Origin of the sequence: Haloarcula sp. JP-Z28 (assembly GCF_011440255.1) — an archaeon.
Classification (GTDB): Archaea; Halobacteriota; Halobacteria; order Halobacteriales; family Haloarculaceae; genus Haloarcula; species Haloarcula marismortui.
Genome location: NZ_JAAOHT010000001.1, coordinates 253481 through 270273, shown reverse-complemented (window position 1 = coordinate 270273; position 16793 = coordinate 253481). Strand labels below are relative to the sequence as shown.

Here is a 16793-nt window from a genome sequence, read left to right as displayed (position 1 = left end):
GACTCACTCCCGGTCCAGATACGCGACCTGCTGGTCCGTCGGGTCGTGCAGTCCGTAGGGGAGAATCCCGCCCGAGAACGTGTACGTGTTGTGCCCGACGTAGTCGGTTGACAGCGACGAGACGTTCGTTCCGAAGACGGTGTAGCTGTTCGGGGCCTGCTCGATGAGTCCGCGCCACACCTGGTCGTACTGTTCCCCGCGGAACGCGGGGTCCTCGACAGCCTCGACCGAGAACCGCGCTTCCGTTGCGATCTCGTCGAGGTCGGGCGTATCGACCCGCTGGAAGTTACAGCACTGGCCGAAGTTGTCGATGGAGTTGACGGCGTCGTAGAAGCTCCCGGGGTTGAACGTCCCCGAGAGGCCGATGAGGACGATGTTGCCCTGCTGGTAGTACTCCGGGCCGAGGATGCGCTGGACGAACGTCGTGAACTCGAAGGTCTCGACGCTGATGTCGAAAAACTCCGTGTTGCTCATCACCTGGGCGATGAGTTCGGCCTCGCGCACCCGGTCGTCGGAGGTGTTGGTCTCGATGGTCGCCTCGATTGGTGTCTCGACGCCGAGGTCGTCGACGGCCTCCCCTAGCAGTTCGGTCGCGGCCTCGGTGTTCTGTTCGGTCTCCGGGCGCAGTTCCTCCACCAGCGCGTCGTAGTCAGCCGACCCTTCCGCAGCGGCCAACTCTGGCAGTGGCGTGTAGGCCGGATTCCGGTACCCGTTATAGATATTCTCGGCGATCTGGGCGCGTGGAATCAACTGATTGACGCCCCGGCGGATGCGGGGGTCGTCCCACGGCGAGACCGTGACAGGGTACTGCAGGAAATTGTACGCCCCGGCGTTGGTCACGCTGAGCCGGTACTCCTCCGAACTCCGGTACTCGCTGTAGGTGTCGCTCGTGAGGCCATAGGTGAGGTCTATCTCGTTGTTGTTGAGCGCGGCCGCACGGGTCGCGTCGTCGGTAACGATGGAGACCGTGACATCGTCGACGACTGGGCTCGTCGGGAACCCCTCTGGGCCGTCCCACCACTCCAGCGCGTCGAGGCCGAGGTCGTCCAGCCAGTAGTCGTCGAACGTGCTGAACTGGGCGCGCTGTTCGGCCTCGTAGGACTCGAACTCGAAGGGACCGGTCCCGATAGGCGTCAGGTCGTTGCGCGGGTCCGCGGCGGTATCGGGGTAGTCCTCGATGTGCGCCATGGGGTACACCGTCGGTGGGAGTTGACTGTCGGCCTCGGCGTCTGGCTCCTGCCCGTAGATGTTGACGGTGTAGTCATCGACAGCCTCGGCGTAGAGGAACGAGTCGAAGGTCTGGGCCGAAATCGCGGAGTTCTCAAGCACCTCATACGAGCGGGCGACGTGTTCTGCGGTCATTTCCTCGCCGTTGTGGAAGGTGACGCCCTCGTGGAGTTCGGCCTGGTACTGAATCCCATAGGTGCCGTCTTCAACCGCGTCCGGCGCTTCGTTGACGGTCAGCACTTCGCCGGCGTCAGGGTTCCTGATGATGATCTGGTCGTCGGCGACGAGGTTCCCCTCGTCGTCCGTCTCCGCCGACACCATGTACGGCTCATAGGCTCCGTCTTCGACCTCTTGGACCTCTACCCGTTCCCACGTCCGCGCGAGCCACGGGTACACGGTCCCCGCAGCGTCCTGTGTGATGAGGCCCTCGTAGACGAGTCCGTGGACGTTCCCGGCCGGCGCACTGGTGCTGTAAGACGGGTCGAAGGAGTCGATACCCGCTCCGAGGCCGAACCTGAGTGTCCCGCCCTCCTGGATGTCGTCGACGGCAACCTCCGCCCGTTCCCGAACTGGGTCGAGGCTCTGCTCGCCCCCGCTTTCACCCTGCTCCGCCCCGTCGCTTCCGGCGTTGCAGCCGGCGAACGCCACCACCGCCGACGCGCCCGCCGTCTTGAGGACGCGCCGTCGCGATACTGTACTCGTATCGGTATCTGCGTCATAAGGCATTCACGTTGACCTCGAGAGTTATGTATTGTGTTGCCGTCCCACACACTTATAGCATATCGGCCCTCAGGCTACCGAAGTCGGGTGACACCACCGGAGAGCGACGGTCTGGGGACACACTCAATAGAATCGACGCAGACTCCACGGGCGACTTTCACCGCCGGTTGGACTGTGTCGGTGTCTGGCCTCCGACCGGTTCTCCGATATCTCCTTGCCAGTGAACGCTATTTGCCGTGCATAAAACTGTGTCCCGGTCGGTACCGGGGAAAGCGCGGGCAGTTGCGCTCCAAATACGAACGGGCGCTCAGAACGGCGGGCTGTAATCTTCGTACTCGTCCATCTCCTCCATATCGTCGGTCTTCGAGGGCATGACCGCGGCGCGCGGCCCGCCGGAGCGGACGACTTCGACATCTTCGAGCCCGTCGACACTCTCGGGGAGTCGCTGCTCGATTGCCTTCATCGTCATCGGAGCGATGCCACATCCCGAACACGCGCCGCCGATAGCGACGGTAGCCGTGCCTTTGCTCTCGTCGACCTCGCGGACCTCGAAGTTGCCGCCGTGTTGCTGGATCTGCGGGACGTTATTGCTCAAGTAGTTACGCGTCTGTCGTTCGAGTCCTTCTACGCTCATAACAGTTCTACCTACGCACCATCATGTCATAAAACTGGTGTTTTTGGAGGGCCTAAAATACTGCACTTTAGGCCATCAAAAGCCCGAATTTTGGCTATCCAAAATTTTACTATACGCTTTCTGTTACCTTTTCGCACCGCCTAAAACAGGTCTTGATCAATATAGCCCCTCAAACAGTGTCTCTATCGGAGGCCGTCGTGTTTGAATCGGCGAGCCCCCGTGTACTTTCCCCGGCGTCACAGGGCAGTGTGGCCGCCAGCCGCTTGGCAACTATCGGACTGACTAGACCGGCCAGCTCCATCGCTTCTGTCTCGTGGTCGTCGAGGTCCAGCACACCCCGAAAGAACCACGAGACGGTCACGTACGTCTCGTGCAACTCCGCGGCTTTCTCGCGTCCTGGTTCGGTCAGTGTCACCCCGTCGTAGGGCTTGTAGGACACGAGACCGTCTTCCGAAAGTCGCTGACACATCTCCGTCACCGCTGCCGGAGACCGGTCGAGCATCTCTCCCAACTCCCCCGGCGAAACAGGCGGTTCGCTCCGGTGCTGTGCGATATAGATAGCCAACAGGTACTCCGGTGCCGTGCTCATCGCTCCGATGAATTCGTTCCGTCCCCGTCGTTTGCTGTGGGCGTATCGGTCGTCAGCTCCCCTGTCGACCGCTTACCGGCCTCGAAGACCACCGCGTAGGCCCATGCCCACAGTCGAGCGCGCGACCGTTGCGGGCGTTCATTCATCGTTTGGCTCCCCCCCCAGCCCCACCACCATTGCCACCCATCAGGCAGACGCCCCCCATGGTTCCGGCAGAGCACGGGCGGGCGAGCAACCGCTCGTCGGTGGGACCTCGGGATATCGCTCGCGGTATATGTTGGCACCACGCAGACGGTGTCGATGGGTCTGGACAATACGAAGCGTCCCGCCATCGTTCCTTGCGTGGGTCTCCCCCCGTTTGTGCCCCGCACTCAGTACCGTCGTCTGCCATATGATTTAGGGCTACCTAACAATATAAAACGTCTGTGGTTTTTAGGATGGCCTAATCCAATCTGCGGAGCGTCGGTACATCTGGAACATTCAAACCTGCTGTCCAACGAAGTGGGTCCGTCGCACAGCACTCAGCCCCGCTACCGGCAAAGACTCGCCTCCATCACCGCTGTCTCGAATCGACCCGGCCAGCACGGTTTTGTCTAATTCGATATCGCATTATAGGATTTATCCGAGCGACGATCGGCCCAGCTCCGAGTCGTCTGTGAACCGCCAGAAGAGAGCAATTAGCGGCCAAAACGCCGCTACTCAGTAAATTCGGTAATCGAATCGAACGCGTCGGTCGCCAGCCGTTCGGCGACTGCGTCCCTGTCGACGTTGCTGATTTCCTGCGGATATTTTCGTTCGAAGTAGCTCACGATGTTCTCGACATCGCGAGTTAGCAGTTCCCGGGCGTTTTCGTGGTCGGTCGGGACTGCCTGTGGCCAGTCGAAGACGACGACACCCTCGTTCGTGACGAAGACGTTGTACTCGCTCATGTCCGCGTGGACGTACCCCTCGCGGTAGGCCGTCTGCATCTCCTCAAGCACGAGATCCAGAATCGGTAGTACCTGTGCTGTTTCGAGTTTCGTTCGGGAGAGCTCGACGCCATCTATTTTCTCCATGACAATCGCATGGCGGTTCGTGTCGATTGGCTGTGGGACCGACACGTTCGGATACAGCGTCTCGAGGGCATCGTACTCCCGCTCGGCGGCCTTCCGGGCGGTGTAGAGCCAGGAGACATGGTCTCGGTCGGCGGTGTACTCTCGTTCTTTCATCACTTCGCGGAAATTGGTGTACCCCTCGCGGTGGTATTTCAGCGCCACCGGTTTGTACGACTGGGCCTCGTACACGTCGCTCTCCTTGCCGACGCCCAGCGGCGATCCCACTCCTTCAATTGTGTCTCGCTCAGCAAAGGTATGCAGCGCAAGCGTATCGTACCCTTCAAAAGTGAGTTTGAACCCTTCGTACTGGATGGTTTTTCGCTCGACCAGTCCCCGGTCCGCACACCGGTCAAGCCGGTAGTCGACATCTTCTGTCGTCAGCCGGGAGAACTCGGTCAACTTCTCGCGGGCGACGTACTCCGAGAACCGCATCCCCTGTTCGACGCCAGAGAGCAGATGGAAGTCCCCGGGTTCCAGCTCCACCATCACTGAAGCCACGTTCTGGACCATTAGGTCCCTCTACTCGGCGTACTCGTAAAAGGCCGACGCGTTCGGTGAATGGCGCCGATAAACTGGTAATTGCTATACTAAATTGAGCTTTGTCCTCGCCGCTCTTGGTTTGCTACCTGACTGCCGATGTGCCGATCAGTACCGTCTGTTGTGCAAGCGGGTCCAGTTCCGTGAAGTACTGGTACGGCTCCGTACGGTAGTTCTGTACCGATTGGCGTTTCAAACACAGTCGCCGTCGCCGTGTTTAATTAAATCCAAGAAGGCAGCGCGCTCGTAATAGACTGGAGTTCGCTTGGGCAAAATATACCAGTTCCAATATTCGGTATCTAACTACTCTGATACGACACTTGCTTTCGCTGCTTCGGGAGCGAAACAGTGCCTGCGACGCCATCACGCCGAGTAGGGGAAGTTTAACCCACATGAGTACACGTTCGATATAACAGTACTATTGACCGGGCATCACTGCTGTACCACCGTTCCGTACTCAAACTAGGACTGAGTACGCACGAAAGCGGTCTCTGAACGGTTGTAGCTATTCATACGAACTGTGTCTGAAATGGGTTGCGAGCTACACAGCAATCTACAAATACAATCCTAACCACGGTGACTGTATATGTAATGCGAACAGTGACTGCTTTCAGCTACTGCACATGTTCTAAATTAGTCTATACTTTTGGCCACCTGAACACAAACAAACCATGTGAGCAGACGAAACAAAGACCAGCTCAGGGATCTGCTTCGTTCGCTTGCTCTTCGACCCCACGATAGACGGCTCGCGTTTCCAGTGCTGTTCGCCGTTGGCACACAGTTGTACTTTTTCGTGACAATCACACTCGATTCTACTCGACCACCCATGGCACCCGACGCTGGAATCTTCGAGCATCTCGGCTGGTACCTGACACATGGTGGCCGGTTGTACGTCGATGCCTGGGAACCGAAGTTGCCGCTGTCCTACGAGACGGCGGGGGTACTGGCGTTGCTATCTGGCGGCGATATGTATCGCCTCCACCTCCTCAGCGTGGTGCTGATGAGCGGCGCGGTGTGTGCAATCGTTGCACTCGTTGTGATGCTCGTCTACGACATCACTGGCGACGATATCGTTGCGCCGCTGGCTGGTCTGTCGATGTTCCTGTTGCCGGGGTTTGCTGTCCGTCCGGCGTATGGGTTCAAAGCGAAATATCTTCTCGTTCTCTGTGGGCTACTAGCGATATATCTGTACACGCGTGGCTACCCGGCACTGAGCGGTGTGGCTGCGGCAGCCAGCGTGGGATACTGGCAGGCAGGAGCCATCTTCCCGCTGATTTTGGTCGGTTTAGCGGTCCAGCGGCGCGACATGCGGGCGCTTGAGCGTGTCGTCGCCGGTGGCCTCGGTTTTACCATCGTCATGTTGCTGCCGGTGTTTCTCCTGTGGCATTCGGCCTCGGAGATGGTCGTTCAGGTTTTCCTCGTCCCGTTACAGACGGAGGAACACGCGTCGTTGCTCGCTCGGTTTGTGGCCGGTGTTGTCCACTTCAAATGGGCGTCACCGTTCGTCGTGCTTGGTGGACTTGGCCTCGCTCACACCGCTCGACACTGTTTCACTGGTACTGACGGTGTTGTCGGACGCACCGAATGGTGGATTCCGGTCGGCACAGCGTGGTTTGTGTTTCTGATACTGTTCGTTGATTTCGAGACCGGTGGCTACACAGACCTCATTCCGGGGCTTGCGTTCGTCGCAATCGGGCTCGGGATGGTTGCGACAGTGTTTCGGGACCGGCAACAGACACAGTATCTCAGCGCCATCCTTGCGCTGGTCCTCGTTGTGAATGTCGTCTTCCTCGGTAGCGTTGGCGTTATCTTCACACCCGTCGAGACACCGGGCCCGGAACCGATGTCAGATCTCGAAACCCACGACCTCCCAGCGGCATACGACGAGGCCGAACCAGTACCCGACGTCCGGTACCTCTACTGGCAACAGGCCGAGCCATCGACGTGTCACTACCGCCTCTCGGTGATGGAGCTACGGTGGCTCGACCGAATCGATTCGTCGGTAGACAGTCGCTGTCTCGACTTCGGGACTGCCAGCGCCCGACTCAGGAACGGGTAGCAGTTACGACTCCCCGGAGTCGTATTCGGAGAGCGACGTCTGTGTCGTTTCGACTGTGCCCGTAATGATGTAGGGGACAATAATCCGGAAGAACTGGGCGGCAAGGACCAGCAGCATCGGACCCAAAAAGATGCCGTAGAAGCCAAAGGCGATGGGACCGAGGATGTACGCGAACATCAACAGGCCGACGTGGGTCAGGTCGCCACTGACGTACGGCCGAATCAGGAAATCCGGGATAGTGTCGACGACGACCAGTGTGACCACGAGGAAGAGGGCAACCCAGGCCAGGGCCGCCGTCTGCCCCGTGACGACCGCGGAGACCGCAAGCAGCACAGCGACGGGCAGGTAGACGATTTTCATCCCGACCACGGGAATGAGGCTGCCGATGCCGGTGAGTGCGCCGACAAGTGGCGCAAACGGAATCTGTACTGAGCCGGGAGCGACCAGATTGTACAGCGAGAACACGAAAATCCCGATGACGCCGGTCACCAGTGCGTTCAGGATGTTTCCGAAGAGAATTGAAGACAGTTCCTCGTCGACTGCCGCCGCGTACTCGCGAAGGACACCCGACCCGTCGAAGGTGTCGAGAAACCAGCCGACAAGCCGCGGTCCGTCGGTAAGCAGGTAGTACGTTCCAGCGAACATGATGAACACGCGAAGCAGTAGCGACGTGAGCAGACTCAACGATCCAATGAGCGTATCAGAGACTCGTCCCAGCCACGACTGGACTGTCGCGTTTCGCAACAGGTCGATCACCTCAGCCGGCCCCATTGCCAGCACCTCTGAGAAGCCGAGGTCAGCGAGCGGTCCCGGCGGCGAGCCACCCTGCAGCTCCTGAAACTGTGAGAGGTACGCCGCACCCAGGCCACCCTCGCCGAAGAACGACTGTAGCTCAGGGATAACGAGGACGAGCGTGTAGCCGACCAGAACCACAAACGGCAACAGAAAGAAGAAAATCGTGGCGGCCGCATGGACCTGCTTCTGGTAGGGGACGGCCCGCTTCAGGAACGACTTGGGCAGCGGAAGCCGTCCGAGCCGTCGATAAATCGGTCGGCTGGCATAGTACAGAAAGACGGTAAACACGAGCGTCGGAAGGAACTGGGACAGGACGAGCCCGACCACGAGGAGGAGTGCGACGCCCGCGAGGGTGAGGAGGACGCGCCGTCCGAGGTCGGTACTGTATTCCATATGTTTTCAGTACAACATCTGGATAAAAAGTAAAACCACCGGTCGGCCCGACGGTTTCTACGTTGGACGGAGCAAAATGGATGGTTCTCGCTATCGGCTGTGGCTACAGCCCCTCGAATTTCGTGATCGCGTCCCGCCAGTCTTCGGGAATCGGGCGCGAGGATTCCGTGTCGCGATCGTATGTGACGACGGTTGTTTCCCCGGTCGCAGCAACCCCATCTTCGGTCCGGACCTCATACTCGAAGGGGAAGCTCTTCTCACCCAGTCGTGGAACCCGGACGGCAACGGCGACTGAGTCACTGATCTGGACCGGCTGGATGTAATCGACTTCGAGGTTTGCGATGACCATTCCGGTGCCCGACTCGCTGCCCGAGAGCAGCGCTTCGCCACAGTTGACCACGTCGTGCAGGTAGTCGATGCGAGCCTCCTCGAAGTAGGTCGCATACGTCGCGTTGTTGACGTGGCCGTACGTGTCGATGTCCGTGTACCGGACCTCGACTTCCGTCGTGTACTCGAAGCTCATGCCAGCAATTCCGCGTGTTTCTGTTTGAGCTTCTCGATTTTCGGCGGGATGGTCAACTGACAGTAACTCTGGTCCGGGTTCTTTTCGAAGTAGTCCTGGTGATACTCCTCGGCGGGATAGAATGTCTCCAGCGGCTCGACTTCGGTGACGATATCGCTGTCGTAGCCCGGCTCTATCTCCTCGATGAGGGCTTCGACAGTTTCGCGCTGAGCCTCGTCGTGGTAGAACACAGCCGAGCGGTACTGCGTGCCAACGTCGTTGCCTTCCCGGTCTTTCGTCGTCGGGGTATGCGTTGTGAAGTGGACCGCGAGCAGGTCCTCGTAGCTCACCTCCTCGGGGTCGTAGGTGAGCTGTACGCACTCGGCATGGCCCGTTTCCTCGCGGCAGACCGCCTCGTAGCTGGGGTCAGCGACGTGGCCGCCGGCATAGCCCGAAACCACATCGGTCACCCCGTTGATCTGCTTGAACACCGATTCCGTACACCAGAAGCAACCGCCCGCGAATGTCGCTTGTTCAGTCATCATCGGTCGTACGTGCCCGGCGTACAAAACTCACTGGCTGTGGTCGTCGCAGATGGGTGCCGGCCTATCGGTCGACCTCGCCCATGATTGTGTCCAGACTGCCGATTGTCGCGACGAGGTCTGGCACGTATTCACCGCGAGCCATCTCGGACAGTGCCTGCACGTGTGAGAAGGAGGGGCCGCGAATCTTGAACCGCGCCGGCGTCTCCGTCCCATCAGAACGGATGTAGATGCCAAGTTCGCCTTTCGCGGCCTCGACGGCGCGGTAGATTTCGGTGTCAGGGTCTGGCCGGAGCGTGCGGGGGACGTTTGCCTGTATCTCGCGGTCGTCCTCGGGCCAGTCCTCCAGCAGGTCGACGCACTGGCCGATAATCTTCGCCGATTCCTCTACTTCGCGCAGGCGCACGAGCAGGCGCGAGAAGTTGTCGCCGCCCTGTTCGGTGACGACCGACCAGTCAAGTTCGTCGTAGTAGCCGTATGGGTCGTCCCGACGAAGGTCGTAGTCGACGCCGGACGCTCGGGCGACCGGGCCGGTACAGCCGTAGGCCTTCGCGGTCTCGGCCGAGAGGTGGCCCGTGTCAATCGTCCGTAGCTGAAGGATCTCGTTGCTGGTGAGCATGTCGTGGTACTCAGTGAGCTTATGGGGCAGATCGTCGAGGAACGCACGTATCTTCTCGAAGAACGCATCGCGAGGTTCGGGCAAGTCCCAGGCGACACCACCCAGCCGCAAGTAGTTGAACATCAGCCGCTGGCCGGTCAGGTCTTCGAGGATATCCTGCACGAGTTCGCGGTCCCGGACCCCCCACTGGAAGGTGGCGGTGAACTCCCCGACCACGTCCAGCGCGTAGGTCGCGACCGCAAGCATGTGCGAGAGAATTCGCGAGAGTTCGCCGCCCATCGTCCGGATGACCTGGGCATACGCCGGCACCTCGATGTCGGCGAGGGCCTCGGCCGCACGGGCGTACGCCCACTCGTTCAGCAGCCCGGCCCCGCCCCAGTCCCAACGGTCCGGGTAGGGCATGATCTGGTGGCGGTAGGCCCCCTGCTGGCACATCTGTTCTTCACAGCGATGGATGTAGCCGATGTCAGGGTCGACGGCCGCTACCTGTTCGCCATCGAGCTGGACGTTCAAGTGCAAGACGCCGTGTGTCGAGGGATGGTGTGGTCCCATGTTGATGTGCATCGTCTCCGGTCCCGCACGGTGGTCTTCGAGCAGGCGCTCGTGTTCGCGGAAGGAGACGATTTGTGGCTGGTCTTGATTGTAGTCCCGGCTCAGTGGGTGGCCCTGCCAGGTCTCGGGCAGGAGAATCCGCCGGAGGTCGGGATGGTCTTCGTACTCGATACCGACCAAATCGTACGCCTCCCGCTCGTGCCACGCTGCCGTCGGATACACGGGCACGGCTGACTCGCTGGTCGGCGACTCTCTGGCCGTCGGGACGACGACCGAGAGTTCCTGTGTCGGGTCGGCGTAGCGTCGCAGGTGATAGATCGTCTCGAACCGGTCGGCGTACTCCTGGGCTGTGACGCAGGCGCAGTGGTCCAGACCGGCCTCGGTTCGAAGCGTCGAGAGGACGGTCTGGACCTCGTCAGCACGGATGACAGCAGCCGGGGCGTTCTCGTGGCGTTCGGTGGAAAGGATGTGGTCGGCGATCGGCTCGATAAGCGGATGGACATCGTCGGTTCGGTGGACTGTCTGGGCCATCTCCGTGACCGTGCGTTCGGCGTTTGCGTCCCTCGACCTGTCCCCTCATGCCCGAGGTTATTTTAAATACTGCTCGGAACAGCCAGGTATGAAATACGTCACGCTCTCGCTGTGGATGGCCCCTGAGGTCCGCCACTCGATGCACCAGTTCGTCGTTGAGCACGACGGCTACGAGGCGAGCTATCTCCTCCGGGGCAACGACATCGGTTCCGACCTCCAGACGCTGCTGTTTCACGTCGACGGCTTCCCGCCGGAGCCTTACCGAGTGGCGCTGGAACAGGCCGAAACCGTCCGGGAATATGCTATCTCGACGTGTCCCGACGAGACGTTCTTCCTCTACGTACAGGATTCGCCGTCGGCGACCGGTCACGACCTCGTCGACGCCCTCACGCGGGCCGGTCTAGTCATCGTCTCGCCGGTCGCATACCGCACCGATGGCACTGTCGGACTCACGCTGGTCGGTCCGGGCGGGACGGTCCAGCAGGCAGTCGAGACGGTGCCAGACGGCGTCTCCGTCGACGTTCGGGAGGTGGGGGAGTACGACAGCCGGCGGCTCGACACCGGCGCGGCGCTCACCGACCGGCAGTTCGAGGCCGTCGCCGCCGCCGTCGACTGTGGGTACTACGGCGACACTCGCGAAGGCGGCGTCGACGATGTCGCCGATGAACTCGGCTGTGCACCCGGAACTGCCGCTGAACACCTCCGGAAAGCTGAGGCCCGCGTGATGGCTGACATACTCGAACAGCGTCCCGCATCGACGGCGTAGTCCGTTCTGCCCGGGAACTGTCGGAGCGGTTGCCCACCGTATGCTGTCCCGAAAAACTATAAACTCCGGAACAGTGCCTTCTAATGCTGGATTGCGAACGCATCACAGGGGCCAGCGGTAGCCCGACTCAGGACAACACCGATCATGAACACAGTAACTATCGACGACGTACCGGTCGAACGGAATCCGATGCAGGTACACGACATCCGCAAGCCTGTCTCCCGGACACTCGGGACCGAGCATTTCGCGGCAAACTACTTCGAACTCGAACCCGGCGACTCCTTCTCGGGGAGCCTCCACCGCCATCACGACCAGGAAGAGGTGTTCTACATCGAACAGGGACAGACCACCTTCGAGGTCGGCCTCGACCGCGAGGAAGTCGATGTTTCGGGCGGCGAACTGATTCGCTTCGAGCCCGGCGAGTTTCAGGAAGGGTACAACTCCGGCGACGAGCGCGTCATCGGCTGGGCCTTTGGCGCGCCCGGCGCGACCCACGACTGGGACGCCATCGAATCGAGAGCGCACTGTCCAGAGTGCGACACGGAAACCACCCAGAGCGTCGCCCTCGCCGACGGTCGGTTCGAACTGACCTGTACCGAGTGCGGGAACGTTCAGGGCTAGGACCCACTTCTGTCGCTCTCGTGATTGGTAACGGGTGTTTGTACAGCCAGAAAGCCCCCGCTCGCTCAACTCCTGCGACTCGCTGCGCGCTTCCTCGCTCCTCAACGTCGCTCGTCAGTGCTTGCATCGCCTCGAACGTCGAGCGAGCGGCCCCTTTCAGTCCCACCCGTAGCCGGTTGGACAAAGAATGCTGGGCGGGACTGAAAGGGGCGTTGTCGGCGCTGTGCGCCGACTGCTCGGGAGACCGCAGGTCTCCCGGTGGGCGGCTGGACGAAGGCGGGCGATGTAAGCACCACAGGAACGACCGGAGGGAGTGACAAGGAGCGCAGCGAGCCCCCCGAGTTCAGCCGGCCGGGGCTTTCTGGCTCTTTGCATAAACAACGACCCCGTCAGTCATTCCACCCGCTGCTAGCCCGCAATTCATATCGCATCGCGTCACGAAGCCCGGGTATGTCACTGGCCGACCTGGAGTGGCGCGTCATCGGCGAGGAAACACGACCCGGACCGATGACGATGGCACTGGAAGCGGCCGCTGCCGAAACCGTCGCCGCGGGCGGTCCGGCAACGGTGCGAGTGTACACCTGGCCCGATACGCTGTCGCTGGGCTACGGGCAGGACCCCGACACCATCGACTGGGAGTTCTGCGAGCGCGAGGACGTTGGTGTAACGCGACGGCCCACCGGTGGCGGCGCAATTTATCACGACAGCGTGGCGGACATCTCCTATGGCATCATCGCGCCGGCCGAGGCCGTGCCGGGCGACCTGATGGCGTGCTACGAGCAGTTCTGTGAGCCGGTGCTCGAAGCGTTCGAGCGCATGGGCGTCGACGCGTCGTTTGCCGACGACGAGCGGTCGGCGGTCCACCAGCCGGCCTGTTACCTGCGGCAACTCCATCCGGCCCACGATATCGTCGGTCCCGATGGCCGCAAACTCAGCGGGAACGCGCAGTACCGCCAGAAAGACGCCGTCATCCAGCACGGCTCTCTGTCCGTCTCGCTGCGCCCCGACCGCCACTGCGGCTGTTTCACCGCCGACCCCGACTCGGAGCGGTTCACCGAGCGCGTCGGAGCGATAGACGAATACGCCGACATCGACCGTGCCGAGGCTGTCGAGACGCTCCGCTCGACGCTGGCCGAGTGGGTCGACGCGACGGCGGGGTCGTGGACGGACGACGAACTGGCACGCACACGCGAGCACGCGAAAGAGAAGTTTGACGCAGACGAGTGGATTCGACGGTCCCCATGATACCACTCCGGAACGGTCGGGGGTTGTGGTTCCACAGCGACGAGTCCGCTGACTCCGTTGCCGTAGTCACGAGGTGAGGCCACGTCGTGAAACGAATTGGCCATCGTATCAAAGTCGCTTTATAACTCTCACTGGACGGTCGAACCGTGCAGCAGAAGCTAGCATACGCTAACACTTTGGGCGGCCCACGGAGAGCTATTTGGAGATTTCAGCAGTGAACGGCGGCTCGCAGGTTTCGCTTAATTACGTTTTGAGCGCTTTGGGAGCGGTATACTGGACTAACTCTCTCAGTGCAAGAACCCCAATCGAATCGTACGCTGGCAAGATCTTGTCTAATGCTAAAAACAGTGCTAATGCCTTCACCCAGCAAGTGTTCGTTGATGGCTAAACGAGACCAAGATTGGTCGCCAAACCAGCTGCGTCTAGATATTCTCGACCAGAACGCGCGTGACGCTGACCCGCGGGGGACAGGGTTCGACTACGCTGAAGAATTTCAGGAACTCGACCTCGACGCGGTGAAAGCTGACCTCGAAGAGCTGATGACATCGTCACAGGACTGGTGGCCGGCTGACTACGGCCACTACGGGCCGCTGTTCATTCGGATGGCTTGGCACAGCGCCGGGACATACCGCACCACCGACGGCCGCGGTGGTGCGTCCGGTGGCCGCCAGCGCTTTGCACCGCTCAATAGCTGGCCGGACAACGCGAACCTGGATAAGGCGCGTCGGTTGCTCTGGCCAATCAAAAAGAAGTACGGCCGCAAGCTCTCGTGGGCCGACCTGATCGTGCTGGCTGGCAACCACGCCATCGAATCGATGGGGCTCAAGACGTTCGGCTGGGCCGGCGGGCGCGAAGATGCGTTCGAACCCGACGAAGCAGTCGACTGGGGGCCCGAAGACGAGATGGAAGCCCATCAGTCCGAGCGGCGTACTGACGACGGCGAACTCAAAGAGCCTCTGGGTGCTGCGGTGATGGGGCTGATTTACGTGGACCCAGAGGGGCCAAACGGCAACCCGGACCCGCTCGCGTCCGCGGAAAATATCCGCGAGTCGTTCGGTCGGATGGCGATGAACGACGAGGAAACGGCGGCACTCATCGCTGGCGGCCACACGTTCGGGAAGGTCCACGGTGCCGACGACCCCGAGGAGAACCTCGGCGACGTTCCCGAGGACGCGCCAATCGAACAGATGGGGCTGGGCTGGGAGAACGACTACGGCTCCGGGAAGGCCGGCGATACAATCACCAGTGGTATCGAAGGCCCCTGGACGCAGGCACCGATAGAGTGGGACAACGGATACATCGACAATCTCCTCGACTACGAGTGGGAACCCGAGAAAGGACCCGGCGGGGCGTGGCAGTGGACGCCGACGGACGAGGCACTTGCGAATACAGTCCCAGATGCCCATGACCCATCCGAAAAGCAGACGCCGATGATGCTCACGACCGATATCGCGCTCAAGCGGGACCCGGACTACCGCGAGGTGATGGAGCGATTCCAGGAGAACCCGATGGAGTTCGGCATCAACTTCGCGCGGGCGTGGTACAAACTTATCCACCGCGACATGGGCCCGCCCGAGCGGTTCCTCGGTCCGGACGCCCCCGACGAAGAGATGATCTGGCAGGACCCCGTACCCGATGTCGACCACGACCTGATCGGGGACGAGGAAGTCGCCGAGCTCAAGACGGACATCCTCGAAACGGACCTCACCGTTTCCCAGCTCGTGAAGACTGCCTGGGCGTCGGCATCGACCTACCGCGACAGCGACAAGCGCGGCGGCGCGAACGGGGCACGCATCCGACTCGAACCCCAGAAAAACTGGGAGGTCAACGAACCGGCCCAACTCGAAACGGTCCTCGCCACGCTCGAAGAGATTCAGGCGGAATTCAATAGCGCCCGGACCGATGACACGCGTGTCTCGCTCGCAGACCTGATTGTGCTGGGCGGCAACGCGGCCGTCGAGCAGGCGGCGGCCGACGCCGGCTACGATGTGACGGTGCCGTTTGAACCGGGCCGGACAGACGCGACGCCGGAACAGACCGATGTCGATTCCTTCGAGGCGCTCAAGCCGAGGGCCGATGGGTTCCGGAACTACGCCCGTGACGACGTTGACGTGCCGGCCGAAGAGCTACTCGTGGACAGAGCGGACCTGCTGGACCTGACTCCAGAGGAGATGACCGTGCTGGTTGGCGGGCTCCGCTCGCTGGGTGCGACGTATCAGGACTCCGACCTTGGCGTGTTCACCGACGAACCGGGAACGTTGACAAACGACTTCTTCGAGGTCGTTCTCGGTATGGATACAGAGTGGGAGCCCGTCTCGGAGTCGAAAGATGTCTTCGAGGGGTACGACCGAGAAACGGGCGAACAGACGTGGGCGGCGTCCCGCGTCGACCTGATATTCGGGTCACACTCTCGCCTGCGCGCCATTGCGGAAGTCTACGGCGCTGACGGCGCCGAGGCCGAACTCGTCGATGACTTCGTCGACGCGTGGCACAAGGTGATGCGCCTCGACCGCTTCGACCTCGAATAGGGTCCCAGCGAGTAGCGTTTCTGCTCGCGCAATCCGCTCTCAGAGGGTTTCCTCGACAAACTGCGAGACGATGCGGTCCTCGGCAGTCCGGAGCTGGTACTGCACGGTCGACCGGGGCTCGTCAAGTATCGATGCGAGGTCCTTGACAGAGACTTCCCGCGGTCGCTCGTAGTAGCCGTGGGTCACGGCGGCCTTGAGCACCCGCCACTGCTGGGGCGAGAAGTTCGTTGCGACTCGCTCAGTGGCCTTCCAGTTTCCGGCACTGGTGATATGGGACACTGAGAGTGTGACGCCATCGCGGAGGCTCGATTCGATTTTGTCGTACACCTCGCCGATGGGGTTGGACCCCGGATAGAGAACGCGCCAGCGGTACTCGTTGCCCGTCCGTCGGGATTCGAAGATAGTGCCTTCGCTGACGTGCCGGTGCAGGAAACTCGGCAGCGACTGACAGCCGCTGAGTTCACGACGCAACGTGTACACTGTCCGTGACGACTCCCCGCGGTCCAGCATGTGGTAGGTTCGCGTCGTATCACAGCTCACGACGTCGAAACACTCGTTACAGCGGTCTTCGTCCAGAAAGACCTCGTCGAACGCGTTCAGGGCCTCCGGCGTCCCTTTCGCGTGGTCGAGTCGCCACATATGGTCGTCACCGACGAAGATGGCCGAGGACCACACAGAGAGGCTCTCGTGTTGCCGAAACACGTCCATCAGCTTATCAGCTCCTGCGTCGAACTGCAAGACGAACTCGAACTCGCGTGTATCCGCGACTGCGGCCTGTGATTCGGTCATCTGGCTATTACTAAATTAGGTGTGTTGCTATAAGTCGGTTACTGGTCCAT

General features: G+C 61.0%; 15 protein-coding genes. 5 read left to right on the top strand and 10 right to left on the bottom strand.

What is annotated here, in order from left to right:
* Positions 1-3: 3 nt before the first annotated feature.
* The 5 genes from G9463_RS01280 to G9463_RS01260 form a co-directional block, all read right to left on the bottom strand.
* Complete coding sequence (locus tag G9463_RS01280) at positions 4-1953, bottom strand: ABC transporter substrate-binding protein (RefSeq protein ID WP_165895753.1); 1950 nt, start codon at positions 1951-1953, stop codon at positions 4-6.
* 301 nt (positions 1954-2254) lie between these two features.
* Positions 2255-2581: a NifU family protein gene (locus G9463_RS01275; protein WP_004958317.1), complete on the bottom strand. Its 327-nt coding sequence runs from the start codon at positions 2579-2581 to the stop codon at positions 2255-2257.
* Between the two features lie 169 nt (positions 2582-2750).
* Positions 2751-3170, bottom strand: a complete 420-nt coding sequence (locus tag G9463_RS01270) for a metal-dependent transcriptional regulator (protein ID WP_004958315.1) — start codon at positions 3168-3170, stop codon at positions 2751-2753.
* Entirely contained in the window at positions 3167-3316 is a 150-nt protein-coding gene (locus G9463_RS01265) for a hypothetical protein (protein ID WP_165895752.1), read from the bottom strand. The genes G9463_RS01270 and G9463_RS01265 overlap by 4 nt, the downstream gene beginning before the upstream one ends.
* Positions 3317-3865: 549 nt before the next feature.
* A complete protein-coding gene (locus G9463_RS01260; RefSeq protein ID WP_165895751.1) occupies positions 3866-4774 on the bottom strand; it encodes a serine/threonine-protein kinase RIO2 in 909 nt (302 codons plus the stop codon).
* Between the two features lie 853 nt (positions 4775-5627).
* Here G9463_RS01260 and G9463_RS01255 point away from each other — a divergent pair.
* Positions 5628-6860, top strand: a complete 1233-nt coding sequence (locus tag G9463_RS01255) for a DolP-mannose mannosyltransferase (protein WP_165895775.1) — start codon at positions 5628-5630, stop codon at positions 6858-6860.
* 3 nt (positions 6861-6863) lie between these two features.
* Here the strand turns inward: G9463_RS01255 and G9463_RS01250 are convergent, their stop codons facing one another.
* The 4 genes from G9463_RS01250 to G9463_RS01235 all read right to left on the bottom strand — a co-directional run bounded on the left by G9463_RS01250 (position 6864) and on the right by G9463_RS01235 (position 10794).
* The gene (locus tag G9463_RS01250; protein WP_011223996.1) at positions 6864-8048 is read right to left on the bottom strand and encodes an AI-2E family transporter; all 1185 of its coding nucleotides are present in this window, start codon (positions 8046-8048) and stop codon (positions 6864-6866) included.
* A gap of 103 nt (positions 8049-8151) precedes the next feature.
* Positions 8152-8571: a thioesterase family protein gene (locus G9463_RS01245; RefSeq protein WP_127014231.1), complete on the bottom strand. Its 420-nt coding sequence runs from the start codon at positions 8569-8571 to the stop codon at positions 8152-8154.
* Positions 8568-9092, bottom strand: a complete 525-nt coding sequence (gene msrA / locus G9463_RS01240; RefSeq protein WP_165895750.1) for a peptide-methionine (S)-S-oxide reductase MsrA — start codon at positions 9090-9092, stop codon at positions 8568-8570. The genes G9463_RS01245 and msrA overlap by 4 nt, the downstream gene beginning before the upstream one ends.
* Positions 9093-9156: 64 nt before the next feature.
* Positions 9157-10794 carry an NADH-quinone oxidoreductase subunit D gene (locus G9463_RS01235; RefSeq protein WP_165895749.1) on the bottom strand — a complete coding sequence of 546 codons (1638 nt, stop codon included), beginning with the start codon at positions 10792-10794 and terminating at the stop codon, positions 9157-9159.
* 88 nt (positions 10795-10882) lie between these two features.
* Here G9463_RS01235 and G9463_RS01230 point away from each other — a divergent pair, with 88 nt between their 5' ends.
* The 4 genes from G9463_RS01230 (at position 10883) to katG (ending at position 15954) form a co-directional block, all read left to right on the top strand.
* Entirely contained in the window at positions 10883-11560 is a 678-nt protein-coding gene (locus G9463_RS01230; protein ID WP_004958293.1) for a helix-turn-helix domain-containing protein, read from the top strand.
* Between the two features lie 144 nt (positions 11561-11704).
* Positions 11705-12181: a cupin domain-containing protein gene (locus G9463_RS01225; protein WP_004958289.1), complete on the top strand. Its 477-nt coding sequence runs from the start codon at positions 11705-11707 to the stop codon at positions 12179-12181.
* Between the two features lie 450 nt (positions 12182-12631).
* Positions 12632-13426, top strand: coding sequence for a biotin/lipoate A/B protein ligase family protein (locus tag G9463_RS01220; RefSeq protein WP_165895748.1), 795 nt, complete (start codon positions 12632-12634; stop codon positions 13424-13426).
* A 380-nt stretch (positions 13427-13806) separates the two neighbouring features.
* Positions 13807-15954, top strand: a complete 2148-nt coding sequence (gene katG / locus G9463_RS01215; protein WP_004958285.1) for a catalase/peroxidase HPI — start codon at positions 13807-13809, stop codon at positions 15952-15954.
* A 39-nt stretch (positions 15955-15993) separates the two neighbouring features.
* Here katG and G9463_RS01210 read toward each other — a convergent pair whose 3' ends face one another.
* On the bottom strand, positions 15994-16743 hold the full coding sequence (locus tag G9463_RS01210; RefSeq protein ID WP_127014236.1) for a helix-turn-helix domain-containing protein: 750 nt from the start codon (positions 16741-16743) through the stop codon (positions 15994-15996).
* Between the last annotated feature and the right edge of the window lie 50 nt (positions 16744-16793).

Bases quoted from the DNA above. Each gene is read 5' to 3' on its own strand.
- G9463_RS01225 (WP_004958289.1), top strand. From the start codon at position 11,705: ATGAACACAGTAACTATCGACGACGTACCGGTCGAACGGAATCCGATG.
- G9463_RS01265 (WP_165895752.1), bottom strand. From the start codon at position 3,316: ATGAATGAACGCCCGCAACGGTCGCGCGCTCGACTGTGGGCATGGGCC.
- G9463_RS01230 (WP_004958293.1), top strand. From the start codon at position 10,883: ATGAAATACGTCACGCTCTCGCTGTGGATGGCCCCTGAGGTCCGCCAC.
- G9463_RS01255 (WP_165895775.1), top strand. From the start codon at position 5,628: ATGGCACCCGACGCTGGAATCTTCGAGCATCTCGGCTGGTACCTGACA.
- G9463_RS01245 (WP_127014231.1), bottom strand. From the start codon at position 8,571: ATGAGCTTCGAGTACACGACGGAAGTCGAGGTCCGGTACACGGACATC.
- G9463_RS01270 (WP_004958315.1), bottom strand. From the start codon at position 3,170: ATGAGCACGGCACCGGAGTACCTGTTGGCTATCTATATCGCACAGCAC.
- msrA (WP_165895750.1), bottom strand. From the start codon at position 9,092: ATGACTGAACAAGCGACATTCGCGGGCGGTTGCTTCTGGTGTACGGAA.
- G9463_RS01235 (WP_165895749.1), bottom strand. From the start codon at position 10,794: ATGGCCCAGACAGTCCACCGAACCGACGATGTCCATCCGCTTATCGAG.
- G9463_RS01275 (WP_004958317.1), bottom strand. From the start codon at position 2,581: ATGAGCGTAGAAGGACTCGAACGACAGACGCGTAACTACTTGAGCAAT.
- G9463_RS01210 (WP_127014236.1), bottom strand. From the start codon at position 16,743: ATGACCGAATCACAGGCCGCAGTCGCGGATACACGCGAGTTCGAGTTC.
- G9463_RS01260 (WP_165895751.1), bottom strand. From the start codon at position 4,774: ATGGTCCAGAACGTGGCTTCAGTGATGGTGGAGCTGGAACCCGGGGAC.
- G9463_RS01280 (WP_165895753.1), bottom strand. From the start codon at position 1,953: ATGCCTTATGACGCAGATACCGATACGAGTACAGTATCGCGACGGCGC.
- G9463_RS01250 (WP_011223996.1), bottom strand. From the start codon at position 8,048: ATGGAATACAGTACCGACCTCGGACGGCGCGTCCTCCTCACCCTCGCG.
- katG (WP_004958285.1), top strand. From the start codon at position 13,807: ATGGCTAAACGAGACCAAGATTGGTCGCCAAACCAGCTGCGTCTAGAT.
- G9463_RS01220 (WP_165895748.1), top strand. From the start codon at position 12,632: ATGTCACTGGCCGACCTGGAGTGGCGCGTCATCGGCGAGGAAACACGA.